45 protein-coding genes are annotated in these 24,312 nt (G+C 28.2%); 34 read left to right on the forward strand and 11 right to left on the reverse strand.

Annotated features, from left to right (window positions below):
* The 4 genes from I1959_RS13635 to I1959_RS13650 all read right to left on the reverse strand — a co-directional run.
* Positions 1-593, reverse strand: a 593-nt coding sequence (locus I1959_RS13635) for a hypothetical protein (protein WP_330615187.1), incomplete at its 3' end; no start/stop codon positions are given.
* Between the two features lie 15 nt (positions 594-608).
* Positions 609-959: a hypothetical protein gene (locus I1959_RS13640; protein ID WP_195238578.1), complete on the reverse strand. Its 351-nt coding sequence runs from the start codon at positions 957-959 to the stop codon at positions 609-611.
* 1 nt (position 960) lies between these two features.
* Positions 961-1,371, reverse strand: a complete 411-nt coding sequence (locus I1959_RS13645; RefSeq protein ID WP_195238580.1) for a hypothetical protein — start codon at positions 1,369-1,371, stop codon at positions 961-963.
* A gap of 248 nt (positions 1,372-1,619) precedes the next feature.
* On the reverse strand, positions 1,620-1,784 hold the full coding sequence (locus tag I1959_RS13650; RefSeq protein ID WP_195238582.1) for a hypothetical protein: 165 nt from the start codon (positions 1,782-1,784) through the stop codon (positions 1,620-1,622).
* A gap of 280 nt (positions 1,785-2,064) precedes the next feature.
* On the opposite strand from I1959_RS13650, the gene I1959_RS13655 reads away from it, so the two are divergent.
* Together I1959_RS13655 and I1959_RS13660 are read left to right on the forward strand one after the other, a co-directional pair.
* Positions 2,065-2,244 (forward strand): hypothetical protein, encoded by a 180-nt coding sequence (locus tag I1959_RS13655; protein WP_195238584.1) that lies wholly within the window; start codon positions 2,065-2,067, stop codon positions 2,242-2,244.
* A gap of 93 nt (positions 2,245-2,337) precedes the next feature.
* Complete coding sequence (locus I1959_RS13660) at positions 2,338-2,934, forward strand: hypothetical protein (protein WP_195238586.1); 597 nt, start codon at positions 2,338-2,340, stop codon at positions 2,932-2,934.
* A gap of 173 nt (positions 2,935-3,107) precedes the next feature.
* Here I1959_RS13660 and I1959_RS13665 read toward each other — a convergent pair whose 3' ends face one another.
* The 7 genes from I1959_RS13665 to I1959_RS13690 form a co-directional block, all read right to left on the reverse strand.
* The gene (locus I1959_RS13665) at positions 3,108-3,269 is read right to left on the reverse strand and encodes a hypothetical protein (protein ID WP_195238588.1); all 162 of its coding nucleotides are present in this window, start codon (positions 3,267-3,269) and stop codon (positions 3,108-3,110) included.
* Between the two features lie 12 nt (positions 3,270-3,281).
* Positions 3,282-3,413, reverse strand: a complete 132-nt coding sequence (locus I1959_RS15685; protein ID WP_279309990.1) for a hypothetical protein — start codon at positions 3,411-3,413, stop codon at positions 3,282-3,284.
* Positions 3,414-3,516: 103 nt separating this feature from the next.
* Positions 3,517-4,455 (reverse strand): ParM/StbA family protein, encoded by a 939-nt coding sequence (locus tag I1959_RS13670; RefSeq protein ID WP_195238590.1) that lies wholly within the window; start codon positions 4,453-4,455, stop codon positions 3,517-3,519.
* Positions 4,456-4,480: 25 nt separating this feature from the next.
* Positions 4,481-4,810, reverse strand: a complete 330-nt coding sequence (locus I1959_RS13675; protein ID WP_195238592.1) for a hypothetical protein — start codon at positions 4,808-4,810, stop codon at positions 4,481-4,483.
* Positions 4,811-5,082: 272 nt separating this feature from the next.
* Complete coding sequence (locus I1959_RS13680) at positions 5,083-6,180, reverse strand: hypothetical protein (RefSeq protein ID WP_195238594.1); 1,098 nt, start codon at positions 6,178-6,180, stop codon at positions 5,083-5,085.
* Between the two features lie 308 nt (positions 6,181-6,488).
* Complete coding sequence (locus I1959_RS13685; RefSeq protein ID WP_207733598.1) at positions 6,489-6,716, reverse strand: helix-turn-helix domain-containing protein; 228 nt, start codon at positions 6,714-6,716, stop codon at positions 6,489-6,491.
* Between the two features lie 402 nt (positions 6,717-7,118).
* A complete protein-coding gene (locus tag I1959_RS13690) occupies positions 7,119-7,484 on the reverse strand; it encodes a helix-turn-helix domain-containing protein (protein ID WP_279309991.1) in 366 nt (121 codons plus the stop codon).
* A 191-nt stretch (positions 7,485-7,675) separates the two neighbouring features.
* Between I1959_RS13690 and I1959_RS13695 the strand changes: the two genes are divergently transcribed.
* The 32 genes from I1959_RS13695 (at position 7,676) to I1959_RS13845 (ending at position 24,039) form a co-directional block, all read left to right on the forward strand.
* The gene (locus tag I1959_RS13695) at positions 7,676-7,822 is read left to right on the forward strand and encodes a hypothetical protein (RefSeq protein ID WP_195238598.1); all 147 of its coding nucleotides are present in this window, start codon (positions 7,676-7,678) and stop codon (positions 7,820-7,822) included.
* A gap of 16 nt (positions 7,823-7,838) precedes the next feature.
* Positions 7,839-9,086 carry an SNF2-related protein gene (locus tag I1959_RS13700; protein WP_195238600.1) on the forward strand — a complete coding sequence of 416 codons (1,248 nt, stop codon included), beginning with the start codon at positions 7,839-7,841 and terminating at the stop codon, positions 9,084-9,086.
* Complete coding sequence (locus tag I1959_RS13705) at positions 9,087-9,239, forward strand: hypothetical protein (protein ID WP_195238602.1); 153 nt, start codon at positions 9,087-9,089, stop codon at positions 9,237-9,239.
* Positions 9,240-9,277: 38 nt separating this feature from the next.
* A complete protein-coding gene (locus tag I1959_RS13710) occupies positions 9,278-10,294 on the forward strand; it encodes a DNA polymerase III subunit beta (protein ID WP_195238604.1) in 1,017 nt (338 codons plus the stop codon).
* The gene (locus I1959_RS13715) at positions 10,291-10,605 is read left to right on the forward strand and encodes a hypothetical protein (protein WP_195238606.1); all 315 of its coding nucleotides are present in this window, start codon (positions 10,291-10,293) and stop codon (positions 10,603-10,605) included. The genes I1959_RS13710 and I1959_RS13715 overlap by 4 nt, the downstream gene beginning before the upstream one ends.
* A complete protein-coding gene (locus I1959_RS13720; protein ID WP_195238608.1) occupies positions 10,595-11,059 on the forward strand; it encodes a hypothetical protein in 465 nt (154 codons plus the stop codon). The genes I1959_RS13715 and I1959_RS13720 overlap by 11 nt, the downstream gene beginning before the upstream one ends.
* Complete coding sequence (locus tag I1959_RS13725) at positions 11,059-11,376, forward strand: VRR-NUC domain-containing protein (RefSeq protein ID WP_195238610.1); 318 nt, start codon at positions 11,059-11,061, stop codon at positions 11,374-11,376. The genes I1959_RS13720 and I1959_RS13725 overlap by 1 nt, the downstream gene beginning before the upstream one ends.
* Positions 11,343-11,579 carry a hypothetical protein gene (locus I1959_RS13730; protein ID WP_195238612.1) on the forward strand — a complete coding sequence of 79 codons (237 nt, stop codon included), beginning with the start codon at positions 11,343-11,345 and terminating at the stop codon, positions 11,577-11,579. The genes I1959_RS13725 and I1959_RS13730 overlap by 34 nt, the downstream gene beginning before the upstream one ends.
* A gap of 12 nt (positions 11,580-11,591) precedes the next feature.
* Entirely contained in the window at positions 11,592-11,909 is a 318-nt protein-coding gene (locus tag I1959_RS13735; protein WP_195238614.1) for a hypothetical protein, read from the forward strand.
* Positions 11,909-12,271 carry a DUF3846 domain-containing protein gene (locus I1959_RS13740; protein WP_195238616.1) on the forward strand — a complete coding sequence of 121 codons (363 nt, stop codon included), beginning with the start codon at positions 11,909-11,911 and terminating at the stop codon, positions 12,269-12,271. The genes I1959_RS13735 and I1959_RS13740 overlap by 1 nt, the downstream gene beginning before the upstream one ends.
* A complete protein-coding gene (locus I1959_RS15810) occupies positions 12,264-13,880 on the forward strand; it encodes an AAA family ATPase (RefSeq protein ID WP_330615188.1) in 1,617 nt (538 codons plus the stop codon). The genes I1959_RS13740 and I1959_RS15810 overlap by 8 nt, the downstream gene beginning before the upstream one ends.
* A 1-nt stretch (position 13,881) precedes the next feature.
* Positions 13,882-14,079 carry a DUF6877 family protein gene (locus tag I1959_RS13750; protein ID WP_195238618.1) on the forward strand — a complete coding sequence of 66 codons (198 nt, stop codon included), beginning with the start codon at positions 13,882-13,884 and terminating at the stop codon, positions 14,077-14,079.
* Positions 14,080-14,081: 2 nt separating this feature from the next.
* Positions 14,082-14,534, forward strand: a complete 453-nt coding sequence (locus I1959_RS13755; RefSeq protein WP_195238620.1) for a DUF669 domain-containing protein — start codon at positions 14,082-14,084, stop codon at positions 14,532-14,534.
* A 74-nt stretch (positions 14,535-14,608) separates the two neighbouring features.
* Positions 14,609-15,226 (forward strand): hypothetical protein, encoded by a 618-nt coding sequence (locus tag I1959_RS13760; protein WP_195238622.1) that lies wholly within the window; start codon positions 14,609-14,611, stop codon positions 15,224-15,226.
* 114 nt (positions 15,227-15,340) lie between these two features.
* Positions 15,341-15,925: a DUF5651 domain-containing protein gene (locus I1959_RS13765; protein WP_195238624.1), complete on the forward strand. Its 585-nt coding sequence runs from the start codon at positions 15,341-15,343 to the stop codon at positions 15,923-15,925.
* The gene (locus I1959_RS13770; protein WP_195238626.1) at positions 15,926-17,620 is read left to right on the forward strand and encodes a hypothetical protein; all 1,695 of its coding nucleotides are present in this window, start codon (positions 15,926-15,928) and stop codon (positions 17,618-17,620) included. It begins immediately after the preceding gene.
* Positions 17,620-17,802, forward strand: coding sequence for a hypothetical protein (locus tag I1959_RS13775; RefSeq protein WP_195238628.1), 183 nt, complete (start codon positions 17,620-17,622; stop codon positions 17,800-17,802). The genes I1959_RS13770 and I1959_RS13775 overlap by 1 nt, the downstream gene beginning before the upstream one ends.
* An 11-nt stretch (positions 17,803-17,813) precedes the next feature.
* Positions 17,814-18,086, forward strand: a complete 273-nt coding sequence (locus I1959_RS13780; protein WP_195238630.1) for a MazG nucleotide pyrophosphohydrolase domain-containing protein — start codon at positions 17,814-17,816, stop codon at positions 18,084-18,086.
* A 14-nt stretch (positions 18,087-18,100) separates the two neighbouring features.
* Positions 18,101-18,358 carry a hypothetical protein gene (locus I1959_RS13785; RefSeq protein ID WP_195238631.1) on the forward strand — a complete coding sequence of 86 codons (258 nt, stop codon included), beginning with the start codon at positions 18,101-18,103 and terminating at the stop codon, positions 18,356-18,358.
* 35 nt (positions 18,359-18,393) lie between these two features.
* Positions 18,394-18,615, forward strand: coding sequence for a hypothetical protein (locus I1959_RS13790; protein ID WP_195238633.1), 222 nt, complete (start codon positions 18,394-18,396; stop codon positions 18,613-18,615).
* Positions 18,616-18,617: 2 nt separating this feature from the next.
* Positions 18,618-19,235 carry an HNH endonuclease signature motif containing protein gene (locus I1959_RS13795; protein ID WP_195238635.1) on the forward strand — a complete coding sequence of 206 codons (618 nt, stop codon included), beginning with the start codon at positions 18,618-18,620 and terminating at the stop codon, positions 19,233-19,235.
* 54 nt (positions 19,236-19,289) lie between these two features.
* Complete coding sequence (locus I1959_RS13800) at positions 19,290-19,544, forward strand: crAss001_48 related protein (protein WP_195238637.1); 255 nt, start codon at positions 19,290-19,292, stop codon at positions 19,542-19,544.
* A 35-nt stretch (positions 19,545-19,579) separates the two neighbouring features.
* The gene (locus I1959_RS13805) at positions 19,580-19,780 is read left to right on the forward strand and encodes a hypothetical protein (RefSeq protein WP_195238639.1); all 201 of its coding nucleotides are present in this window, start codon (positions 19,580-19,582) and stop codon (positions 19,778-19,780) included.
* 15 nt (positions 19,781-19,795) lie between these two features.
* Positions 19,796-19,999, forward strand: a complete 204-nt coding sequence (locus I1959_RS13810) for a hypothetical protein (RefSeq protein WP_195238640.1) — start codon at positions 19,796-19,798, stop codon at positions 19,997-19,999.
* Between the two features lie 12 nt (positions 20,000-20,011).
* A complete protein-coding gene (locus I1959_RS13815) occupies positions 20,012-20,347 on the forward strand; it encodes a hypothetical protein (protein WP_195238641.1) in 336 nt (111 codons plus the stop codon).
* A gap of 76 nt (positions 20,348-20,423) precedes the next feature.
* Positions 20,424-20,615, forward strand: coding sequence for a hypothetical protein (locus tag I1959_RS13820; protein WP_195238642.1), 192 nt, complete (start codon positions 20,424-20,426; stop codon positions 20,613-20,615).
* A 183-nt stretch (positions 20,616-20,798) separates the two neighbouring features.
* The gene (locus I1959_RS13825; protein ID WP_195238643.1) at positions 20,799-20,987 is read left to right on the forward strand and encodes a hypothetical protein; all 189 of its coding nucleotides are present in this window, start codon (positions 20,799-20,801) and stop codon (positions 20,985-20,987) included.
* A gap of 59 nt (positions 20,988-21,046) precedes the next feature.
* Complete coding sequence (locus I1959_RS13830) at positions 21,047-21,559, forward strand: YopX family protein (RefSeq protein WP_195238644.1); 513 nt, start codon at positions 21,047-21,049, stop codon at positions 21,557-21,559.
* Positions 21,549-21,701, forward strand: a complete 153-nt coding sequence (locus I1959_RS13835; RefSeq protein ID WP_195238645.1) for a hypothetical protein — start codon at positions 21,549-21,551, stop codon at positions 21,699-21,701. The genes I1959_RS13830 and I1959_RS13835 overlap by 11 nt, the downstream gene beginning before the upstream one ends.
* Before the next feature lie 14 nt (positions 21,702-21,715).
* Positions 21,716-21,844 carry a hypothetical protein gene (locus I1959_RS15690; RefSeq protein WP_279309992.1) on the forward strand — a complete coding sequence of 43 codons (129 nt, stop codon included), beginning with the start codon at positions 21,716-21,718 and terminating at the stop codon, positions 21,842-21,844.
* 159 nt (positions 21,845-22,003) lie between these two features.
* Positions 22,004-22,144 carry a hypothetical protein gene (locus tag I1959_RS13840; protein WP_195238647.1) on the forward strand — a complete coding sequence of 47 codons (141 nt, stop codon included), beginning with the start codon at positions 22,004-22,006 and terminating at the stop codon, positions 22,142-22,144.
* A 38-nt stretch (positions 22,145-22,182) separates the two neighbouring features.
* A complete protein-coding gene (locus tag I1959_RS13845) occupies positions 22,183-24,039 on the forward strand; it encodes a phage/plasmid primase, P4 family (protein ID WP_195238648.1) in 1,857 nt (618 codons plus the stop codon).
* Positions 24,040-24,312: the final 273 nt, after the last annotated feature.

A 24,312-nucleotide genomic window follows, 5' to 3' on the forward strand; every position in this document is an offset into this window, starting at 1 on the left:
AATTTTAGATTTTCTTCATGATTTTTATTTATCTTACCATCGTAATGATTTAAACATTTATCTACAAATAAACATATATGACCATCTAAATTATTATTCTTTACACTATCCCAATTAGTTCCCTTACCATATCCATTTGATCTATTGTTAATTTCTTTCCTAAACGGTTCATCATCTCTTCCCGCATGACCTACCATAAAAGAAGATGCTATGAAACTTCTCCCATTCTCAAATAGAATTATTACTGGTCTAGTCTTTCCCCTTCCATCTTTTACCGCCTTTTTCATATTTTCTGTAGATTGAGCATCCACAGGCTCTATATCTGCATGATTACCTCCACCCATTCTACTTACTACGAAGTATCTGCCAGAGTAATAGTCAATTATTATTATATTTTCATCGTATCCAAACATATCATCAAATGTTTCCCATTGAACTACTTCAGACTGCGAAATTAAAGTTTCTCTTTGATAATCATTTATTTTATAATCTTCACTTGCAAATGAAGTGGTAGGAACTGATAGCATTAGTGTTATAAGTAGTATACTTATAATTTTTTTACAATACTTTATAGCTATTTGTATTAATTTCATAATCTACCTCCTCCTTTATAAAAAAGCTATTATTAAAGCTACGACAAGCGATAAACTAATCCATTTGGTTGTATCTTTAAAACCTATAAATTTTAGAATTATTAATATTGTAAGGATAACTAGCAAAACATCAGGTGCAATTCCTTGCATCTTATCTACTAAAAAACTAGGATCCGTAAAGCAATTTGTTATAAATTTAAAAATCGAAGAACATCCTCTAAAAAAACTACTTATCATATTATATAAACTATTCCAGTTATCTAACGCTAGTTGTACACCCTCTAATTTCTTTTCTGGCATACTTCCCATTGTGCTCTCTATAACGTTTTTAGCATCTTCTAGAGTCTTAGGGTTTATAAATAACATCTTAGTTACCCCCTAGCGTAAATATTAAATCTATAGCTTTAGGTAAAAACTTTATCATTAATCCAAAACTTATATATTTTACTGCTACTTTACCTAACTGGTCTACTGTTCCAGATACAACACATTTAATACCTTCTGTTGCTGCCCCTAATAAGCAAATTACATAACATGCACTTTTTAAATATCTATATATCTCTAAACCTACTCCGATTATGCTATCATTAGCAAATACTTGTAATGTTGTGCTAGGTATTAATAAAGCTAATAGTGTAACTAATCTAATGTAACATCTTTTATTTCTTTTTATATGTCCTATAAATTTATCTAAAGTTTTAAATTCTTCTATCTCTACTTGCTTTCTTCTTAACTCTAGTTTCTCTGTAATTGTATATCCATTTATTAATAATTTCATGTATAAACCCCTCCCTATTAGGTAATAATATTCTTATAATTTTTATCTTTGGAGGTATTTGCTATGTCTCAATGTGCTATACACTTCCTAAAAATGATTGGTTGGCTAGGATGCGCCTGGTTGATTAAACAATTACCTTAAAGTTTAAAGGAATGTGTAATTTAATATAGAATATATCAGAGAATTATATTTTTATAATTCTTCTATCTTTTGAGCTGTACGGTTGTGGCGACCTGCAGCTCTTTTATTTATTCTTTATTTCTCTTTTTCATGTCTTCTAATATAAGCATCTTTATATATGTGCTTATTCCAATTTCGTCTTTTATTACATTTACTAAAAAGTTATATATCTCTAAATCTCGTATATTTTCTTTAAAAGATAGCGCTAATTTTAATGACTGTTTTTTACTCATAAATATATACACCTCCATACATCTTCATATCTCTTATTAATTTCTTAATACAATGTATGAAGAAATTAATAAGAACTTGCCTGTCCTAATAAAATTTTTTAATATTGTAGTAGGTATTTTTAATTTTTGTAAGTATTTTTAATAAGCTATCTCTAGCAACATCAATATCTAAAAACCTTTTAATATGTATTGGAGAAATATGAGGAGAGTAACATAAAACCCTACAGTAGTTATAATTAAATTAGTCAAATATATCATGTATAAACTGGAGGTGATATGTTTGACTAAATATAAAACTACTACAATTAGATTGAAACAAACTGATTATAATATATTAAAAGATGATGCCGTAAAAGAGGAGAGAAGTGTAAATTATATAATCAATCGGATTTTAACAGAATATATTAAATACGGTGTAGTTACAAATGAAAAAACTCTAATAATAGATGATATCTTTTAATTTCTCATTAATACATTATATATCTTAAATGTAAAAATATTGTATAATTATATTTACGATATAAAAAGGGAAGTATTGGAGGTATCAGATATAATGAACAAAGATTTTTATGTATACGATGGAGTAAATGAGTACAATCAAATCGAATGGGTTAAAGAAAAAATTGAAAATATATTAAATGATATTTTAATAGAACTAAAATATGGATCAAATGAATACAAAAATAAGTCTAATTATAATGGTGAAGGGTTACGTGAAGCTTTCTTTGATACACTTAAATTATATGCATTCTTTAATCAAATAAAATTGAATGATGATATTTACAGATTCATATATGATTATAACTTAGATGGATTAGATCATGTTAAGTACATCTTAGGTATTTCAAATAAGAAAGATATTTTTACAGTTAAAATTGAATGTAGAAAAGAAGTTTTAGGGTTTATAAGTGAATATAATCATAGGACTGAGCTTCATAATATTATACAAAGGTATAAATCAAAGTACCCTAATTTTATTAATCAGGATAAATGGTTTAACACTATATATGATGACTTAGAAGATGTATCGAATGGTGAAAAAGCGTGGAGTTGGTTTTATAATAAGCATAAAAATGATCATAAGGATAATAAATTATTTAATATACCAACTTTAGAAAGTGTCATTTCAATCGAAAAGACTAGAGATTAATCTAGTCTTTTTATTTTAAATATTTATTCATTAATTTTTTAACGTAAAATGGCATATATAATAACCAGATACAGAAAGCTATATTAGCAATACAAAAAATAATTATTTGAAACTTAGTATAAATAAAAATCACCTCTATCTAGTCTATTGACTAATCAGAAGTGATTTATACTCTAAGATTTATTTTTAACCGTAATTCTAACATATTTACTACAATGTAATTGGGCATCTTTAGTTATGCAGTAAACTTTACATAATTCTTTACATTCATTACAAGTTCCGGATATATACAGTTTTTCATCTAATTCTTCGAAATATAATTGTATTCCCTGCATAGCATCCCCCCCCTAATTTATTACTTTTTTATAACTTTCAAACAACATCTTTGCTTTTTCAGAGCCTAAATCTATATTATGTTTATTTAATAGAGATACAAATTTATTAAAATCTCTATCATAAATTATTGTAGTTTTATTCATTATTATACTTCCTCCTTGAATTTCATATCCAAATGAAGTATAATCTTACTTGCGAAGGTAAGGGCATACTCCATTATTGGATGTGCTCTTTTTTTATTTAATTTTATTGAGCTAAGTATCCTATAGCATTTGCATAGAATTGCTTATCATCTTTAATTTTTATTTCATTACTTATTTCATTCTTTATCATACGGTTGAAAGTCTTATATCCACCGCCAACACCTATAACAACATATCTGTCTAATTGTCCAAACTTATTAGTTATCTTATTTAACATACTATTTGTAGTCGGAACTATAGTTTGAAGATAATCAGCTAGTCTATATTCAGTGTCTTTATATTCTATATGGTCTAAGTTATTTTTTAATACTTGATCTATGTTATCTTTGGTAACATCTGCGCTATTCTTTTCATTGAAATATGCTGCTATTTCTTCACAGAAATCAATTACTCCTGTTGGTATTGTATCAACTTCATCAGGATAGTACATTCTATCTTCATAATCATATTTATAACTACATAAGTCAGTAGTACCTCCACCAACATCTATACTTAATAAATCTTGTTTAGTATCTATATCATCTACAACTGATACAAAACCACTGTATCCTTCTACAAAGACTTCAACACTATTGAAATCAACTTTCTTAGATACTCCATTGATAGAGAATTCGAATCTTTCATTTACTGGGAATAAATTTTTAAATTCATTTAGATACGCATCGTTAAAATATTGCTTCGGAGGTAATCCAAGTCTTAAATCTACAGATAATTCTGCATCATCTGGATATAATTCATTTATCATAACTAGTACTTGATCTAATAAGTTCTTTCTTGTATGCTTTAAAATATTGTTATTTAAGTCTCCCACACCTAAATATATTGTTTGATTATTTCTAACTATCACTCTAGCTTTAGGATTTATAGTTTTATTGTATTGTAATTTGTTAGGTAACTTCTTTAAGACTAATTTACCATCTACGAAAGTTGCACCTTTTAGCATACTATTTCCTAAGTCTACGGCTGCTTTAACTATTTTCATACTACACTCTCCCTTATTTTAAATATTACTTACGTCCAAAACCTCCAACTTTTTTAGCATTATTTATTAATTTATCTTCATCATTACTAGATTTGTCAGTAGTGTTGGAGATTTTAGATATCATATTACTTATTTCTGAGAACTTACTTTCAATAAGTTGCTCTAAATGTGATAAATCAACATTGTTATTGCTCGCATTATCTTTATTTTGTTCATAAAATCTAACCGCATCACATAGATAATCTGTTATTTTAACCTTATCTGATTTCTTAAGTTCATCTAAATGCGCTTGTACATCTTTGTTCTTTTTTGAAAATGTTAGAGTATATCCACCACCTTGTTTAACAGCTGGCACAATTATCACCTCTCTTTATACCTAAATTATACCTAAATTGTAAATATAAGTCAATAGTATTTATACCTAAAATATACCTAAATTATATTTTTATACCTATAACTTAGGTATATTCAAATTTATAGATAATTTGCTATTTAAAAATTTACTTTTAGCATTATATCTCCATATCTTATATATCCCTAGAAAGTCATAGATTACCATTTATAGCTTTTAAAATCATATCTTAGTATATTTTATCATTTGATGTATGATTTTATCTCTAAGAGGATTTAAAACCCTCTTAGTTCTTGTATTTTTTTATTTATTTCATCTGCCCAGTATTTATCATTAGGATTAACAGTCAAAACAGTTTCTGCTTGTAATATTTCTATAGCTTTTTCCCTTAAGTCTATATAGTTGTTCTCATGCGTTTTGTCTGTTCCAAATTTAGCTACTTGACTTTTAGCTATAATTTCATCAAGTTCTTCAATTGAATAATTATCCATACTTTGACTGAAGTTATGAAAATTTGTTTTAGGATATCCTTCACTACTTGTATTTTTAGATTTCTTACTAGCTTGTCTAAATTGTTTTCCATATTCTATCAGAGATTCTTTATATGCATCTAGTGTATAAATACCTTTTTTTATTTGTATTTTTATAGTTTTTTCTAACCATGCTTTTGGATCAGATTTACTATTAGATTTTTCTTTTAGTGTTTCAAATAATTCATGTGTTATATTTTTTCCTTCGCTAGAAGTACATACATACATAGAATATAAGTTATTAGTAGATGTATTTATTGGACATTTTTGTCCAGTAGTAACTGGTGGACATTTTTGTCCAGTAATTGGTGGACATTTTTGTCCAGTAGTAACTGGAGAATTATCCACAGGGTTATCAACAGTTTTTTCATCGGTATTTGTATAGATTCCATAAGAGTCAGATACTAAAAATTTAAAAGTTAGACTATTTACACAAAGATAAACTTTAGAGTCAATTTTACTTTGACCTTTAGGGTTGATAGTTTTTTCTCTATCTATATCTCTAGTTATTACCTTATTTAAATTTCCACTTAACATTCTTTGTAATTTTTTCTTACATGCGTTTATCCAATTTTTATTAAGTTTTTTCTTCTCATCAACTGAAAGTGTAGAATAATTTTCATTAGACATATGCGGTGGAGTTGAAAATAATATAGGAAGTTCTTTGATCACATATTTGTAGCTAACCCAGTATCCCATATCATTTATATTAGGAATGTATTTCTTTTGCATATCACTAGTTTCTTTGAAATCTATGAACCATCTTAAAAAAACTAAATCCTCTGTATTTAAATTCATCGCTATTGCGTTTCTTTGATTAAAACCTTCTATAGTGTATTTCATTTTTATTTATCCTCCTGTTAATTAAAAAACCTTGATATTTTTATATATCAAGGTTTAGAGGACAAATTTATGTACAAAAACTTATTATATGTATTGAAATATCAGAGCATATATGCTAGAATATTTACATATAATAAATATTGTAAAAAACAAGTCTACAAACTACTTGATATCTCATCCATATCATGTGGTGGTTAAACTAAGAGTTGGCGCTCTTACTTAACCAGTAGGCTTTTTTTATTTTCAATTTTAAGATAATGATAAACTTAAAAATCGTTTTTGTCAATTATAAAAAGAGACTAGGTAAATTAAATACCTAGCCAATTATAAATATCTTTGATATTAGTCCTATCCATCAGATAGTCTACACTCACATTAAAAAAGTCAGCTATATCATTTAAAAGCTGTTCATCAGGAAAGGTTTCACCCGTTTCTAACCTAGATAATGATCTCTGTGTTATAGATAAAATTTCACCCAGTTGAGACTGAGATAAGTTTTTTTCTTTTCGTAATGCAACTAATCTGTCCTTAAACATAATTCCCTCTCATCTTTATTCCTTAAATTAAGTTTATAATAAAAAAAGTGGAAAATGGGAAAAAATGGGAAAATAGACGTTATACGTCTAAATGGTATATGTGCCATATTTTTTAAAATATACAAATATAGTCTGAAATATATTGTAACAAAGCGATTAATAGAAAAAAGTCGAAAAAGGTCGGATGATTTCAAAAACATTCGTTCGTAAAAATATTGAAAAGTAAAACGTTTGAGTGTAAAATGGGAGTAAAGATTTCTTATTTATTAAGGGGGATTTATCGTGAAAAGTGAAGTAAATGAAATAATAATAAAGTTAAAAGAAATTAGAAAAAATGATACGGTAAAATTTAAGAAATTAAAGCATAAATTACTTGAACTAAAAAATAACGAGTAGATTATCCTACTCGTTATCTAAATCACTTAACATTAAATCTTTATATTTTTGGCGTTTTTCAATAGGTAACTCCAAATACAATTTAGCTAGTTCCTTTAACTCAGCATCTAAATCAAAATCTTCTAATAGATCCTTATTCATTTCCCCATTACCAGTTATAAACCAATCTTCATTAATTCCAAACTTATCGCAAACTTCTTTAACAGTTCTTTCTGGTATATTTCTATGACCTGTCTCATAACTTCCAATTTGACCTTGACTTATGTTCAATCTATCACCAAATGCTTTCTGAGACAATTTTCTTGATTTACGAACTTCCTTAATTCGCTTAACTAATTGTTTCTGGAATTCTTTATCTGAATAATCAATCATAGTTTTAAAACTCCTTTCTAAACTCTTATATAAAGAGTATAGTATGTTTTTAATCGCAATGCAATAATAATATGGGATTTTTATCGCACTTTAAAAATTTTCAAAAACTTATTGCATTGCGATATTTTTTAACCTATAATTAAATTAAGATAATCGCAATGCGATATACATAAGAAAAAGGGGGACATGATATGAGTGAAGCTGAAGAAAAAAAAGACCTATTAGAATTTATTCAAGCAGCAGAAATATTAAGAAAAAATGACATTCTAAAATTCGAAAGGTATAAGGGGAGACTAGAAGAAGCAGTGAGTATATATGAAGAAAGAAAAACAATCTAAGAAAGAGGGAGATTAAATGATTTCATTATACCCACATCAAAAAGACGTACTAGATAAAACAGAAGATAAAAATAGAGTAGCTTATTACTTGGACATGGGATTAGGTAAAACATTCGTCGGCTCTGAAAAGTTAAAAGCATTAAATGAATCAGCAAACATACTAATATGTCAAAAGTCAAAAATAGATGATTGGTACAAGCACTTTAAAACTTACTACCCAGAATATGAGGTAATTAAGTATAACAAGAAAATAGAAATACCTAATAAATCTATTATCATTATAAACTATGACTTGGTTTGGAGAAGACCGGAGTTAAGTGGTTTGGAAGGTTTTACATTAATGTTGGACGAGTCAAGTATGATAAAAAATACTACGGCCGAAAGAACTAAATTCATACTAAAGTTAAAAGCTAAGAATGTAATACTCCTAAGTGGTACACCCGTAGGTGGTAAATACGAAGAGTTATATAGTCAATGTAAGCTATTAGGTTGGAACATCACTAAGAAAGCATTTTGGAATACATATGTAGACTTTGTAAACATGAATATAGGTGGTTTTCCGATGAAAAAAGTAATTGGTTATAAAAATATAGATAGGTTAAAACAAAAGCTTAGAGATCATGGAGCAATATTTATGAAAACTGAGGAAGTTATAAACCTTCCTGAACAAAACTTCATAGATATAAAAGTTCCAATAACTTCAGAGTATAAGAAGTTTAGAAGAAATAGAGTTATAACTATCAATGATACAGAATTGGTTGGCGACACTTCACTAACTAAATTACTTTATTTGAGACAACTAGCAGGACAATATAATAAGCATAAATTAGCAGCACTTAAAGATTTATTAGAATCTACAAATGACAGAATTATCATATTCTATAACTTTAAAGCAGAGTATGAAGCGATACAAAGCATCTGTAACAAATTAGAACGACCAATAAGTGCAGTGAATGGTGATTTAAAGGATTTAACTGCTTATGAGGAACAAGATAACAGCGTTACATTAGTTCAGTACCAAGCAGGAGCTATGGGGATTAACTTACAAAAGTCTAATAAGTTAGTTTATTACACATTACCTCTTAGCTCAGAGTTATTTGAACAAAGTAAAAAAAGGATACATCGTCTAGGACAAGCTAACAGTTGTTTTTACTATTATATGCTAACTGAAAATAGTATAGAACAAGATATTTTAGAAGTTTTAAATACTAGAAGAGATTTCACAGATAAACTATTTGAAGAAATTGAAGGGGGATTATTTTAGATGAAATGCAAGTACTTTGAAAAAACTAAAGATGGAGTTTGTGTAAACTACACAGGAAACTCAAAGCTTAAAGAGAGTTGTTCTTATAAGTGCAAAAAGATAGAAAATAAAGGAACAATTCCTAAAGATAGTATGGAGCTCATAGTGGAGTAAAGTGAGATGCGAATGATTAATATAAGGGGGAATTAAAAATGAAAGTGGCTATAAATTCAAGTTTGTTTAATGACTTTGTTAAGCAATCTAAAATAGTATCAGATACATTTGAAGGGATATTAATAGATGCTACAAATGAGAATGTAGAGTTAGTTAAATGTGACTTAGATAATCAAATAACAACTAAGATGCAAGCAGACATAGAAGAACCAGGAAGTGTGATTTTACCTAAAGAGGTGTTTCCCCTGGTAAAGGACAATTCGCTAATGACAATACTAGATGATAGATTGATAATCGGATCTAGAGTAATTAAATTGGACCTTAAGAGTGGGAAAAATTATCCAACTATAAACGGTGATTTTGAACATGAAATATTTGAAATGTCACATAAAGAGTTAAAACAACTTTTACAAGTTGAACATGCAATATCTAAAGATGCAACTAAACCAATTCTAAATGGAATTAGAATAGATAAAGATAGATTTATAGCCATAGATGGATATAAATTAGCTGAAAGAACTGGAAATTTTAAATCAGATATACCAATTACAATTAGTAATTATAAGATGTTGAAAGCATTAAAAGGTAATATAAAAGCTACAGCTAGTACTAAATATATAAAGTATCAAGTTGGAGAATATAACTTCTATAACAGGCTCATAGAGGGTGATTTCATAGAAGTAGATTACTTGAAACCTAAAGAATATAATACTAAATTTAAGATAAATAAAAAAGATATATTAGAAATACTGAAAAGTATGGAGAAAATATCAGCAACTCATAAAAATCAACTAGTCATGTTTACTATAACAAATAATGTAATACATATAAGCGCTAAAGATGACAAGATATCACTTGAAGATAGTGTCATATGTGAAACTGAAGAGCATCTAGAGGATGTGAGCATGGGATTTAATTGTAAATATTTGATAGATTCAATTAAAAATATGGATGATGTATTCTCAGTAGAGCTTACAACTAATGTTAATCCAATAATTTTAAAATCACCTGGGAAGTACGATTTAATATTACCAGTAAGGGTGGCGAAGATATGATTAAGATAATGACTAGTAAGAAATATGAGGAATTAATGAATGCTAAAGAGGTCGAACATGCTAGAGCATTAAAAGAGTTATCAGATAAGTATGAAGAGTGTATAAATAGAGTAAGTGATGATAATTTTGACTTAAGAATGGAAATTAACTCTTTGAAAAGAGATTTAAATAGTTTAGATAACGATAAAGTTAGATATTTGAAAATGATAGAAAATAAGCGATATAAGGGGAAAAGACTTAGAAAAAAACAATATGATAAGTTAATAAAAACAATAAATATATTATTTGGAGGGGAATTTAATGAAATTTAATGAGTTTACTAAGGTTGAGTTTTTAGAAGAATACTCACATGATAGTTGTCCTAATGAAGTTGGCTTACCAATATTACCAATCTGTAAAGAAGGAGATTTATCTGAAGAATGTAAAAAATGCTGGGAACTTGCTACACAAAAGGTAGAGTTTAAAAATCCAATAGAGGTGTTTAGAGAGAAGAATATATCCGTATTAGACGATCTTAGAATAGTTGAAGAACAGTATAACATGTTAAAAGAAGGTAGAGAAAAGCTTAAAGAAGATATATTAAAGCAAATGGAGTTGTATGGAATAGAAAAGTTTGAAAATGATAATATGAGTATCACTTATGTAAAAGGTAGTACGGGTACTAAATTTGATTCTACTAAGTTTAAGAAGGAACAACCTGAGTTATTTGGAGCATACCAAGTACCAGCTATTAGAGCAGCAAGTATAAGGTTTAAGGTGAAGTAATGGCTGCTGAAAAAGACTTTGAAAATAAAATTAAGAGATACTTAGATAAATTGCCAAAGTGTTGGTACTTTAAAGTATGGGCAGGACCTTATAGTAAAAGTGGCATTCCAGATATTATAGCATTGATAAATGGTAAATTCGTGGCGATAGAAGTTAAAGCTCCAAATGGTAAAGCATCGGAGTTACAAAAGAGGAATATAGATTTGATAAACAAGTGTGGGGGATATGGAGTCATATTATATCCTAAAAATTTTGAGGAATTCAAAAGGGAGATTGAAAAAATATGTGGATTCGAACACAAGATAAAAAAGAGTTAATAAATACTGAACATATTGCAGTTGAAAAGAAAAGAATATGCTCTCAACATACGACTTTAGGAGAATATGAATCAGAGCAAAGAGCCATAGAAGTACTGGATGAAATACAAAAAGAATTATTTCATGGAATAAAGTTAGATTATATAACGTCAGGTGGAGTACGACATTATAGAGATAAAATATTTGAAATGCCGACAGAATAGGGGGTGTAAGTTGTGGACGTAAAAGAAAGAATAGACAGGAAGATAGATAACATATTAGATATAAAAGATAAGATGGAAATATTACAAATGGAGTTAGACAGTGAAAAAGAGACACTACTTCAAATTATGAAGTCAAATAATTTATGGGAGTGTCAATCTGAATATGGATCAGCTAAGATAATAGCATTTGATAGAGAGAGTCTAATTAAAGATGATGTATTAGTAACTATAGATAAAGTAAATAGAGGGCTTCAAAAGGAAAGAATAAACGTAAATAAACTAATGAAAAAGAGTAAGGTATGCTTCGTATTAGTTAGGGGGTTAGAGTAATGAAAGGTTTACTAATAACAACTAAAGATAAATTCAAAATAGTAGAAGTTGATAAGTTAGAAACCCTAGTAGATGGAAATATTGAGGTTGTAAGACCTACTGCAGGATATACAGATAAGTTACTACTTAAAGATAATATATTCGTTTGCGATGAGGAGGGGCATTGTAAAGAAAAGAAAAACAATTATTTTGGAACACTGTTATATAACGGATTATATGGTCCAAAGACTATATATCCAATAGCAGGTGACATCGTAATAATAGGAGAAACTGAAGAAGATTTTAGAGGACTCACCGAGGATGAAATATCATACTACACTCAAATTTTAAGGTTACTTAGATTAAAAGAGGTAGGTGATTAAAATACAAGCCTCATATAGTAGAATAAGTTGTTTTAAACACTGTAAACAGCAATACAAATACAGGTACATTGATAAATTAAAACTAATACAAGATGCTACTCCTGACAACGCATTGATTGTAGGAAATACAGTTCATTTAGCCATGGAAACTAATATAGAGGAAGCTAGAGAGTTTTATTATTCACAATATCCTATCATTACAGATAGACACATTGAAGAAATGATGAAGATAGAAATAGTAATACCTAAAGTCAAAGATATTCTAAAAGACTTAAACATATACTCAAATGAACTTAGAATATCCAATCGTAGGTTCATAGGTATAGTAGACTTAATAATAAGAAATGACGATGGAACAGTTGATGTATTTGACTTTAAATACTCAAACAATATAAAAAACTACTTGGAATCAGGACAACTTCATATCTATAAATACTTTCTAGAGCAAATGGGATTTAAAGTTAGAAAATTAGGATTTATATTTGTACCTAAATGTAACATAAGACAAAAGAAAACCGAAACATTATATCAATTCAGACAAAGACTAATCGAAGAAACTAATAAGTTAGAAGTTAAAATAGCAGAAATAAAATATGATCCAAATAAGGTTATAGAATTCCTTAGTGACATCATAGATGTTACAGAATGTAAAGAATATGAAAAAAATATTACTAAATTATGTGATTGGTGTGATTACCAAAATTACTGTTTAAAAGGAGAAGATTATATGATATTACCAAGTTCAGAACGTAGAGAATTAGCGAAAGTTAGTAAGAGAAAAATATGGATATATGGACCTTCATTTAGTGGAAAAACAACAATGCTTGATGATGCTCCAAATCCTTTAAACTTAAATACAGATGGAAATATCGAGTTTGTAACAATGCCATATGTTCCAATAAAGGATGAAGTTACAGTTGAAGGTAGAGTTACTAGAAGGAAATTAGCTTGGGAAGTATTTAAAGATACTATATCTGAGTTAGAGAAAAAACAAAATGATTTTAAAACTATAATAATTGATTTATTAGAAGATACTAGAGAAATGTGTAGGGTCTACAAATACGATGAACTAGGTATACAACATGAATCAGATAGTGGATTCGGTAAAGGTTGGGACATAATAAAAACTGAGTATTTATCTACAATGAGAAGATTCTTTAACTTAGATTATGAAAACATAGTAGTTATATCACATGAAGATGTATCTAAAGATATAACTAAAAAGAATGGTCAAAATATAACTAGAATAGCTCCAAATATACAAGAAGCTATAGCTACGAAGATTGCAGGAATGGTTGATATAGTAGCTAGAGTCGTAGTTGAAGACGATGGAACTAGAACACTTAATTTTAAGACTAATGAGGTTGTGTTTGGTGGTGGTAGATTAAAAGGAATAAAGACAAATACAATACCTCTATCATGGGATGAACTAATGAAAGTATACGATGAAGCTAATAAAGGCAAAGTAGAAAAGAAAATAGAAGAAATCGAAGATGAACCTAAAAAAGAAGAAGTAAAGGAAGAAGCTGTAGAAGGTAAACCTAAAGAGGAAACTACACAAGAAGAAGCTGAAAAAAATACTCGTAGACGTAGAAAGAAAAGTGAGTAATATGAAGGTTGAGATAAACAATATAGATGAATTATTTCAAGCAATCGGAAATTATAATGTTCCGACTAATGTGGTTCTGGATGTTAATAGTAGAATAAAAGATTGGTTAGTATCAGGTGGAAATGAAAGTGATAACTACATACTGAATCAATGTAAGTATGTTGAAAAAATAATAAATAAAATGTTAGGAGAGATGTAAATATGGCAGATATATGGGATAAGTTCGATAACACAGTGGATGTAGAAGGATTAAAAAAAGATCTAAAAGATGCTGAAGAAAATGGCGGAGGAAACTATAAGGAAGTTCCAGTAGGTACTTATGAGGTTGAAGTTGATAAACTAGAGTTAAAAGAAACGAAAAAAGGTGATCCAATGCTTAGTTGTTGGATGAAAGTGTTAGAAGGTGAGTTTAAAGGTTCAATAATATTCTATAATCAAGTATTAACAACGGGATATGGAATACATAATGCTAATGAATTTTTAAGAAGTTTAGATTCGGGAGTTGAAGTTGACTTCGAAAATTTCAAACAATACAATTCAGTATTGCTAGATGTATATGAAGCGATAAATGGAAAATTAGCATATGCATTAGAGTATGGAAAAAATAATAAAGACTTTAATACTTATAAAATAGTTGATGTATTTGAAGAATAATTTCCTAGTGGGAAGGGAAATTTTTAGAGTGGGGGAATTAAAACCCTACTCTAACTAATAGGGGGGGATGATAATTGACTAACACTGAAAAGCAGATATGTTATAGAATATCAAGTTCAATAAAAGAAAGTTTTGAAGAAAGTGGTTTTTTAAGAAAAGATGAACTTTTAGATTATATAAAGCAAACAGTTGATCTTGAGGTATCATATAAACCACGTGATATGAGAACTGAAATAGTAAATTTTATATATGAATCAATTTTAAAAAATAAACTTTATAAAGAGTTTTTAAGTGGAAAAACATTAATGTGTAGTAAATGCATTAGTATAAAACCAATGAGTAGATTTAACACTTATAAACATAATGGAGAAACAATAAAAAAAACTATTTGCAAAAAGTGTGAGTACGATAATCATAAAACCTGGATTAAAAATAATAAAGAGAAACAAAAAGAATATGATAAGAAAAAATATATCAAGAATAGACAACGATATTTAGATAATTATAAAATTTGGCAAAAGAATAATAAAAGTACTCATAATTTATATAACAGACAATATAAAGCGCGATTATATGTAATTAAAAAGATAGGTAGAGATTTAAGTGATAAGGAGCATAAGTTAATAAATAACTTAGTTAAAAACGAAGGTTTAACAGGTTTAAAAATATATAAAAGTGGAGTGATAAGTTGATGTTAGATGAGTTAAAAAGTATATTGGGGAACCTTTTTGAACAACATGGACTTACAGATGATATTTTAAGACTATCGCAAGTTATAGATAATTTATTAGGGGAAGTGAAGTAAATTGAAAAATTATTTAAGTTTAAATGAAAGAAATACATGGTTATTATCAATGACATTGGCAATTTACAATGAAGATATAATAGACACTTGGGGAAAGAATTTAACTAAAGAAGAAAGTAAGAAACTTAAGACATCAATAACGATGACTAAAAATGCTTTGAAAAGCATGTCAGATAGAATGCCGCCAAATGAAAGAAAACGAATATTAAAGCATTCAAGAGATTTTGAAGTTAGGGTACTGAATCAAACCAGTGCGAGGGTAATTGAGAATAGAGCAGATAAAGATAATGAAACAGTTGAAATAGATAGATTGGAATTTGAAAAAGTTATAAATGAATTTATGAAAGTTAAATGTGCTAATTGTACTACTAATTGTAATGAATGTAGCATATATGACTTCTTAATAGATACATCAGTTCCTAGATATGAATTAATAGAAAATTGTCCGTATGCATTCAGACATAAAACTTATGATGATGTTAAGAAAAAAACTAGAAAAGAAAAAAAGACTAAAAATAGATTTGACGATGAAGGTAATGATTATGAGTATAATTTTAAACCTTCCAATAAAAAGAAGGTGGTATAAATGTTATTTTATGACTTTGAAGTATTTAAATACGACTGGCTAGTAGTTATAAAAGATACTGATACTAAAATTACAACAACTATAGTAAATGATCCAGAACATTTGAAAAGATTTTATGAAGCACACAAAAATGACATATGGGCGGGATATAATTCTCGCTCGTACGATGCATATATACTAAAAGCTATACTATGTGACTTTAATCCTAAAGAAGTAAATGATTATATAATTGTAAAGAAAATGGGAGGATGGCAATATTCTAGCTTATTTCATAAAATACAGTTTTACAATTATGATGTAATGGTAAATAAAGCATATGGATTAAAGCAACTGGAAGGATTCATGGGGAATGACATAAGAGAAACAACTGTATCATTTAACATAGATAGAAAGCTCACTAGTAAAGAGCTAGAAGAAGTAATTTTTTACTGTAATCACGATGTAGAACAAACAATGCAAGTCTTTTTAAATCAGATAGAAGAATTTAATGCACACCTGGGGTTAATAAAAACATTCGACTTACCACTTAAATATATAAATAAGACAAAAGCTCAATTAAGTGCAATAATACTTGGAGCTAGTAAAAAAGAATACGATGATGAATTTGATTACCAAATAGTAGATACTATAAAGATTGATAAATACAAATATATTTTAGAATGGTATAAAAATCCACTAAACAAAGATTACAATAAAAAACTAGAAATAGATATATCAGGTGTACCTCATGTATTCGCTTGGGGTGGCTTGCATGGAGCAATTCCAAAATATGTAGGTGAAGGTATATTCGTAAACTCAGATGTAGGTAGTTTTTATCCGAGTTTGATGTTAGAGTATGACTTCCAATCTAGGAGTATAAGAGATAAATTAAAGTACCAAAACATCTATGATACTAGAATGAAACTTAAACATGAAGGTAAGAAGAAAGAGCAGCAACCATTAAAAATCGTACTTAACGCTACTTTTGGTGCTATGAAAGATAAATACAATCCTTTATGCGACCCAAGACAGGCCAACAATGTATGTATCAATGGTCAGCTTATGTTACTTGATTTAATAGAAAAATTAGAAGAAAAATATACATTAATTCAAAGTAATACAGATGGTGTAATGTTCAAGCTTAATAGTCTGGATGACCTAGTAGACTATGAGAAAATATGCGATGAATGGTGTAAAAGAACAAGAATGACATTAGAGCATGACATAATTAAAAAAGTAGTTCAAAAGGATGTAAACAACTACTTAATAGTTATGGACAATGGAAAAGTAAAATCTAAAGGTGCATATGTGAAAGAGCTTAATGATCTTGATAATGATTTAGCTATAGTCAATAAAGCAGTTAAAGATTATTTTACAAAGGATATACCAGTTGAAGAAACTATATTAAACTGTAATGATTTAAAAGAATTTCAGAAAGTATCAAAGGTTTCTAGTAAATATAGTTATGCGTTACATGGAGATAAGAAACTATCTGAAAAGGTCCTAAGAGTATTTGCATCTAGGTCCAGGTTGGACAAGGGAGTATTTAAAGTTAAAACTGAAGATAGAGTTGAAAAGATATCAAATACTCCGGAGAAGTGCTTTATAGAAAATGGAAATATAGACAATAAGAAGGTACCTAGAAAGCTAGACAAACAATGGTATATAGACTTAGCAAATAAGAGAATAAGTGATTTTATAGGAGATTATAATTAATGAGTATATTTGGAATGGAACAAGAAATAGAATGGGTCAAAAATAAATTAAAAAACTTAAGAATTGAAGTTGATGAAATAGATAACTATGATTTAACATCAGCATTTGAAGAATTTGATAGTTCATTAGATGATTTAATAGAAGAATGCGAAGATACAATTTCAAGTGTTCGAGATTTATAGGAGGGGAAACAATGTATAAACATTACATGGATGCTATAAAAGTAGATAAGGATTTATGTTCATTAATAACGATGGAGGAGTGTTCTGAGCTAACTAAAGCAGTGAGTAAGGCTAAGAGGGGTAAGTTAGACAAAGATAATATGGCTGAAGAAATAGCAGACGTATTAATAGGTATTAATTGGATTAAAAAAATATATGGAATAACAAATGAAGAAATTGATATATGGAAAAAGATGAAAAGTAATAGAGTTGTAGATAGATTAAATTCAAATGAGTTTAAGTAAGTTAGGGGGAAATTATGAAGTGTAAAATACAAGTAGAAACAACAAGCGGAGGATATTACATATATGTTGCTTATATTGGAGACGGAAGGGTTATACACAGAGATTTAATAAAAAAATATGAAGCCTATCCAAGACCAGAGCCAGCAATTAGAGATGTTACAAGAAATATATTTAAATATAAATCTCTAGGGATTGGTGTTGAGGTTGACAAAAGTAGAGATATAAATAATATGTGTAATTTAGATAAACTATTGGAAGCATTACAATTTTAAAAAAGATAAAATAATGATTTGAGGTGAGTATATAAATGAAAAATACATTAGGGGATTTAAATAACCACCTATTTGCGCAATTAGAAAGATTAAGTGATGAAGATGTGAAAGGTGAGGAGTTAAAAGAGGAAATAGAAAGAGCAAGGACAGTATCTTTAGTAGCTAAGCAAATAGTGGAAAATGCTTCACTTGTATTAGAAAGTCAAAAGTTTGCTACTGAATACATAAAAGAAACTCCTAAGATGCTAGAGGGATAATCATGGCTGGTAGACCAAAAGGAACAAAAAATAGTGAACTTCATATATGGAGTAGTGAAGAAAAAGAATACTTAAGTGAAATTACACCAGGTAGAAGTCATAAAGAGATACTCGAACTTATGAATAGTAAGTTTGAGTATCAATTCTCACTCAATCAAATAAAGGGAGCGATAAAAAGATATAAGTTAAACACAGGGAGAACGGGACAATTTGAAAAGGGGCAAGCATCGTGGAATAAGGGTACAAAAGGGCTAACTAAAGCAAATAAAACATCATTCAAAAAAGGTAATAGACCATCTAATTATAAGCCTGTAGGTAGTGAGAGGGTAAATATTGAAGGATATGTTGAGATAAAAGTAGCGGAACCTAGGAAATGGAAGTTAAAGCATAGAGTTGTTTGGGAAGAACATAATGGACAAATTCCTAAGGGTTATAATGTTATATTTGCAGATGGAGACAAGAGTAATATATGTATAGAAAATTTATTATTAGTAACTAGAAAGCAGTTATTGACGTTAAATCAATATGGATTAATAAAACAAGATCCAGAGCTAACTAAGACAGGGATTAATATTGCAAATGTAATTGGTAAAATAAATGAAGTTAAAAAGCGAAAGTAAAAGATGGGTTTTAATAGATAAATATAATTTTTTATTTAGAAAAGGAGATAGAATATGAAATTAATAGAAACAGTAGAAATGATGAATAGTGCAGACTATAAAGAGAGATTTAGAGCAGAATATTTTCAATTAAAAATAAGAATTGAAGGTTTAGATGCAATGTTAAAAAAATATAAAGAAGGAACATTATCATTTACACCATCATGTAGTTATGACTTGTTGAACAATCAACTGATTGCCATGGAAACATACCGCAATTACTTAACAGAGAGAGCAGAGATTGAAAATATTTGCTTAATAATGAAATAATTTATTTATTGAGGTTAAAAGAGGAGTTTTATGTGATGGAGGATAGAGAAAAATTAGAAAACCTAAAAAGAATGCTAGATACATTGATAAGTACTTGTGAAAGTGAAATATCAATAATAGATAAAATATTATCTAAAACTAGGAACACTAAAGAAATAAGCAAGTTGCAAAAAGAGAAAGCATTTTGGCAAGGTAAATTAGAAGTAGCAAAGTATTCAAGATATTTTGCAGAATAAATAGGTGATGTAGATTTGAAAGAAAATATAAAAGGATTTTGGAATTTACTGTGGTTAATAGTAAGTTGTCAAATATGTATAGCAATACCTGGAGAAATATTAAGTCTATTAGTAAAAGAAGAATATTTATTAAGTATCCTAATTTTAGCATTAGGAACATGGGCTTTCTGTATAGGGATAGATACTTATGGAGAAATAAAAACTCAATTTAAAAAATAGGTGGTGGAGATTATGAATAAAAAAACTTATAAGGCTGGGGAACTAATAGTAAATGAGAAAGATTTTGAAATAGAAACTGTGCTAACTAAGACTAAAAAAACAATTAAAGCAGGAGATAAGGCTGTTGTAACAAGTAAAGGACACATTCAATATATAACAGGAGAAGCAATAGGCATGAGGCAAGCACTAGGGATAGAAGTTAAAGGATATGACCACAGAAGTATATCTAAAAGGATATTACAAAGGCTTAATGATGTATATGGTTTAGAGGATTTTATAGAAGATGAAGAAATTAGTATTTCTGAACTGCTTGATGAAATGGAAGATGTACTAATGGATATATTATAAAACCATATGGCCGAGGTCAGCAAAATGGTATTGGCCAATAAAAATCGGATTTTAAATTATAAATGAGGCGGAACAAATGAATGGAAAAATAGAGAATATAAAAAATTTACTTAAAGGTCTTAATGAAGAGGTAGAAAATGGTGCATGTTTTACAGATAAAGAAAAAATGGAATATGTGTATGATATAGCACAGGAATTGGCAAATGAGCTTGAACCTGATTATTGGTTTTGGTTAAAGCAAGATAAGGAAAATAGGAATATAGAATAAAAATTGTATTTTAATTGAATGAAGGTGATGATATGAAATCTAATATGTCAAGTGATGAAAAAATGCTGCTAGGAATAATATTGCCATTTGTCGCATTTTTCGGGATGATACTATTAAATATATTTGCAATGTGGTTTATAAGTAGATAAAAAACATATTTTAAAATGATGAGGTGACTAAATTATGAAGGTTGATGTATACGAAGGTAATAGAAGATGGATAAATGCAGATGGCGTACAAGTACAATGTGAGAAAATATACAGTTGGTTTTGCCCTAATTGTAATCATTATAATGCGCATGATTATAAATTTAAAGACGTGGATATCGAATGTGAAATTTGCAATGAAATGTTTATTGCCAACTACAAATAAAAGGTACATTTATTAAGCAGGGTAGCCTAGAGTTACCCTGATAAATTAGGAGGGTAATTATGAGGAAATTTAGAATATGGGATAAAAATAATAAAGAAATGATAACACCTGATGATATGGGGTTAAGTAAATACCAAATAGCCCTAACTATGAATGGAAACATAGTAGTATACCATAAGTTATTCAAGAATATTCCTCAAATTATGGATAATGTGGAAGTTAATTTTTACACAGGAGTTATGGACATAAATGGTAAGGAAATATGTGAAAATGATATATGTATCCATAGAAGAGGAGATGAAATACTAAGATATGTAAAAATAGTATACAGTCTAGGCAAATTTGTTGGATGTAACCTTGAGTACAACGACTCTAAAGCACATTTAGGACATCTGTTACAAGGTGAATGTACATTAGAAGTTGTAAACAACATTTACGAAGATGAAATTGAAGATAATGAAATTATAAAAAGAATAGATAAGATTGTTTTAGATGATGAGTTTAGATTAAAAGGTATTACGTTAGAAGAATTTAAGAAAAGAAGAAGGGAAGGGGTTTTATATGGTATTTAAAATAATATGTAGTAAATGTGGTAATGAGGATATTATAGACGAAGAATATAGATGTGAAAAAGAAACTAAGTTTGATTTTGATACTCTTGATACAGATATTTTTATCGAATGTAAAGAGTGTCACAAGGAAATTAGAGTTTAAAAAGGAGATTTAGATTGAATAAAAGTACACTTGATTTATTTATTGAAGTAAAAGAAAGTTGGATAAAACTTATTTTAATTATTGGAGAAAAGTTAAGATTAGATAAACTTATAAGATTTATAGATAAAAAAGTTAGTAAATAAAACAATAATTTTAGGATATGAAAAGTGTTAACAAATGTTAGTACCAAAAATAGATGATAAAATGTTGTTAACATGTGTATTTTACTAGTGTTAACAGAGGTTAATATAGCTTATTAATATACAAATTCTGTTAACAGAATTTTAGGGGATGATATAGCATTGATAAATTGGAATAGATGTATAAGGTGCGGATCAGTTGTAGAGAAAGATAAACAATATTGTAAGAAATGTGAAGGAATACTAAAGAGAAGAAAAAAATCTAAAAATATGAGAAATAAAAGCATAACTAATGATAAATAATTTCCTAGTAGTTATAATATAAGGGAGGAGGGGTTATTATGTTTAAAGGATATATACCAACAGATGGGAAAAAACCAACGGAAGAATATAAGAATAGAACTGAATTTTATCAATTATCAGATGTAGAAAGATTAAATAGCTATGGTGGAGTATTAAACGATGACATAATACAAATTGATATAGATGATTATGAGCAATCTGAAATACTTTTAAATATAATACAGGGTGAAAATATAAAATGTAATATATTAAAAACGTCTAGGGGGAAACATTTTTATTTTATAAACACAAACATAGAAAGAAGAAAGCAAGGGTATACAACAGCATTAGGAGTTAAGGTAGACGTTGGACTAGGTTCACAAAATGCCGTAATACCTCTTAAAGTTGATGGCGAAGTAAGAGAGTGGTTAAATGAGGTTGATGATTTAGACTATCTCCCTCCATTCTTAATACCATTAGATAAAAAATCAATAAGCTTTACTAAGATGGAAGAGGGAGACGGGAGAAATCAAACATTATTCAATTATATATTAAGACTTCAAGCTGCAGGTTTATCCAAGGAACAAATAAAAGAGTCTATAAGAATAATTAATAAATATGTATTAAAGCAACCATTAGCGGATAATGAAATAAACACTATATTACGAGACGAAGCATTTTTAAAAGAATCATTCTATATAAAAGGAAAGCTTCAATATGAGAAGTTAGCTAAGTATCTTATAAATAATGAAAACATAATAAAGATAAATAACAATTTACATATATACAAAGATGGTTATTATTCGGATGAAATAATAGACATAGAAAAGATATTATTAAAGTATATACAAAACTCTACAAAGACACCTAGAGGGGAAGTTATAAGATATTTGGAGTTATTAACTAATAATTCAAAGTCATCTAATACTAAATATATAGTAGTTAACAATGGAGTGTTAGATTTAGAAACTAAGGAAATAGTAGACTTTTCTCCAAAGTTTATTATTAAGAATAAGATACCTGTTAATTATAATCCAGCCGCATATGATCCATTAATGGATAAGACTTTAGATAAAATATGTTGTCACGACAAAAGGCTAAGATATGTAATAGAAGAAATGATAGGTTATTGCTTATTAAGACGTAATGAGTTAGGTAAATCATTCATACTTACTGGAAATGGAGCTAATGGTAAATCAACATTATTAGAGTTAATCCAGGAGTTAATAGGAGAAGATAATATATCATCAGTTGCATTAAAAGAATTATCAGATAGGTTTAAGACTTTCCAATTAGATGGAAAGTTAGCTAATATCGGTGATGATATATCTAATGAATATATACCAGATAACTCTACATTTAAAAAATTAGTTACAGGTGAAAAAGTCAATGTAGAGCGTAAAGGTAAGGACCCATTTGATTTTAAAAACTATTCTAAACTTATATTTAGTGCTAATGAGCTGCCACGTATAAATGACTTATCAGGTGGACTTAAGAGACGTTTGGTATTTATACCATTCAATGCAACGTTTAGTAAATATGACGATGACTATGATCCATTTATAAAAGATAAGCTAACTACACCAGGAGCTATGGAATATCTTTTAAAATTAGCTTTAGAGGGATTATATAGGATATTGGAAAATAATAGCATAACTTACTGTAAAGCATGTGATGACGTATGGTCAGAATACGAGGCCGTAAACAATCCAGTAGTGGCATTCGTTGATGAATATAAGGTAGAAAATGAACCTGTTAACGATGTATATAGAAAATATAGTGTTTGGTGTGCTGAGTCAGGCCTAAAGCCATTATCAAAAATAGTATTTGGAAAAGAAGTAAGAAAGCAAGGCTACGATAGTAGCAAGACAGTAAAAATAGAAGGTAAAGTAACTAAAATATATACGTTAATCTAAGGTATATGAATATATACAATTAAAAGGTAACTGAAAGTAACTAAAATTTTTAAATTTGGTTACCTATTGAATCACAGTAATAGCAATAGTTGTATTGGTTTAGGTAACTAAAAAACTGAAAATAAATTTATTAGAATATTAAAGTAAAAATATAACTTATATATTATATATAAAGAAATTATATATAATAGTTACCGTTTTTAGTTACCTTTTACATTATTAAAGTATTAAAATTAAGCCATTTATAAAGGTAACCGAAATATTTTAAAAGTA

This window comes from Romboutsia sp. 1001285H_161024_C4, assembly GCF_015550185.1.
GTDB classification, from domain to species: Bacteria; Bacillota; Clostridia; order Peptostreptococcales; family Peptostreptococcaceae; genus Romboutsia_C; species Romboutsia_C hominis.

Bases quoted from the DNA above. Each gene is read 5' to 3' on its own strand.
- I1959_RS13800 (WP_195238637.1), top strand. From the start codon at position 19,290: ATGAAATTAATAGAAACAGTAGAAATGATGAATAGTGCAGACTATAAA.
- I1959_RS13725 (WP_195238610.1), top strand. From the start codon at position 11,059: ATGGCTGCTGAAAAAGACTTTGAAAATAAAATTAAGAGATACTTAGAT.
- I1959_RS13830 (WP_195238644.1), top strand. From the start codon at position 21,047: ATGAGGAAATTTAGAATATGGGATAAAAATAATAAAGAAATGATAACA.
- I1959_RS13770 (WP_195238626.1), top strand. From the start codon at position 15,926: ATGTTATTTTATGACTTTGAAGTATTTAAATACGACTGGCTAGTAGTT.
- I1959_RS13665 (WP_195238588.1), bottom strand. From the start codon at position 3,269: ATGCAGGGAATACAATTATATTTCGAAGAATTAGATGAAAAACTGTAT.
- I1959_RS13645 (WP_195238580.1), bottom strand. From the start codon at position 1,371: ATGAAATTATTAATAAATGGATATACAATTACAGAGAAACTAGAGTTA.
- I1959_RS13695 (WP_195238598.1), top strand. From the start codon at position 7,676: ATGAGTGAAGCTGAAGAAAAAAAAGACCTATTAGAATTTATTCAAGCA.
- I1959_RS13835 (WP_195238645.1), top strand. From the start codon at position 21,549: ATGGTATTTAAAATAATATGTAGTAAATGTGGTAATGAGGATATTATA.
- I1959_RS13690 (WP_279309991.1), bottom strand. From the start codon at position 7,484: ATGATTGATTATTCAGATAAAGAATTCCAGAAACAATTAGTTAAGCGA.
- I1959_RS13820 (WP_195238642.1), top strand. From the start codon at position 20,424: ATGAATGGAAAAATAGAGAATATAAAAAATTTACTTAAAGGTCTTAAT.
- I1959_RS13670 (WP_195238590.1), bottom strand. From the start codon at position 4,455: ATGAAAATAGTTAAAGCAGCCGTAGACTTAGGAAATAGTATGCTAAAA.
- I1959_RS13685 (WP_207733598.1), bottom strand. From the start codon at position 6,716: ATGTTTAAGGACAGATTAGTTGCATTACGAAAAGAAAAAAACTTATCT.
- I1959_RS13710 (WP_195238604.1), top strand. From the start codon at position 9,278: ATGAAAGTGGCTATAAATTCAAGTTTGTTTAATGACTTTGTTAAGCAA.
- I1959_RS13790 (WP_195238633.1), top strand. From the start codon at position 18,394: ATGAAAAATACATTAGGGGATTTAAATAACCACCTATTTGCGCAATTA.
- I1959_RS13650 (WP_195238582.1), bottom strand. From the start codon at position 1,784: ATGAGTAAAAAACAGTCATTAAAATTAGCGCTATCTTTTAAAGAAAAT.
- I1959_RS15685 (WP_279309990.1), bottom strand. From the start codon at position 3,413: ATGAATAAAACTACAATAATTTATGATAGAGATTTTAATAAATTTGTA.
- I1959_RS13640 (WP_195238578.1), bottom strand. From the start codon at position 959: ATGTTATTTATAAACCCTAAGACTCTAGAAGATGCTAAAAACGTTATA.
- I1959_RS13805 (WP_195238639.1), top strand. From the start codon at position 19,580: ATGGAGGATAGAGAAAAATTAGAAAACCTAAAAAGAATGCTAGATACA.
- I1959_RS13785 (WP_195238631.1), top strand. From the start codon at position 18,101: ATGAAGTGTAAAATACAAGTAGAAACAACAAGCGGAGGATATTACATA.
- I1959_RS13740 (WP_195238616.1), top strand. From the start codon at position 11,909: ATGAAAGGTTTACTAATAACAACTAAAGATAAATTCAAAATAGTAGAA.
- I1959_RS13780 (WP_195238630.1), top strand. From the start codon at position 17,814: ATGTATAAACATTACATGGATGCTATAAAAGTAGATAAGGATTTATGT.
- I1959_RS13750 (WP_195238618.1), top strand. From the start codon at position 13,882: ATGAAGGTTGAGATAAACAATATAGATGAATTATTTCAAGCAATCGGA.
- I1959_RS13755 (WP_195238620.1), top strand. From the start codon at position 14,082: ATGGCAGATATATGGGATAAGTTCGATAACACAGTGGATGTAGAAGGA.
- I1959_RS13680 (WP_195238594.1), bottom strand. From the start codon at position 6,180: ATGAAATACACTATAGAAGGTTTTAATCAAAGAAACGCAATAGCGATG.
- I1959_RS13825 (WP_195238643.1), top strand. From the start codon at position 20,799: ATGAAGGTTGATGTATACGAAGGTAATAGAAGATGGATAAATGCAGAT.
- I1959_RS13815 (WP_195238641.1), top strand. From the start codon at position 20,012: ATGAATAAAAAAACTTATAAGGCTGGGGAACTAATAGTAAATGAGAAA.
- I1959_RS13775 (WP_195238628.1), top strand. From the start codon at position 17,620: ATGAGTATATTTGGAATGGAACAAGAAATAGAATGGGTCAAAAATAAA.
- I1959_RS13700 (WP_195238600.1), top strand. From the start codon at position 7,839: ATGATTTCATTATACCCACATCAAAAAGACGTACTAGATAAAACAGAA.
- I1959_RS13660 (WP_195238586.1), top strand. From the start codon at position 2,338: ATGAACAAAGATTTTTATGTATACGATGGAGTAAATGAGTACAATCAA.
- I1959_RS13720 (WP_195238608.1), top strand. From the start codon at position 10,595: ATGAAATTTAATGAGTTTACTAAGGTTGAGTTTTTAGAAGAATACTCA.
- I1959_RS13715 (WP_195238606.1), top strand. From the start codon at position 10,291: ATGATTAAGATAATGACTAGTAAGAAATATGAGGAATTAATGAATGCT.
- I1959_RS13845 (WP_195238648.1), top strand. From the start codon at position 22,183: ATGTTTAAAGGATATATACCAACAGATGGGAAAAAACCAACGGAAGAA.
- I1959_RS13730 (WP_195238612.1), top strand. From the start codon at position 11,343: ATGTGGATTCGAACACAAGATAAAAAAGAGTTAATAAATACTGAACAT.
- I1959_RS13705 (WP_195238602.1), top strand. From the start codon at position 9,087: ATGAAATGCAAGTACTTTGAAAAAACTAAAGATGGAGTTTGTGTAAAC.
- I1959_RS13795 (WP_195238635.1), top strand. From the start codon at position 18,618: ATGGCTGGTAGACCAAAAGGAACAAAAAATAGTGAACTTCATATATGG.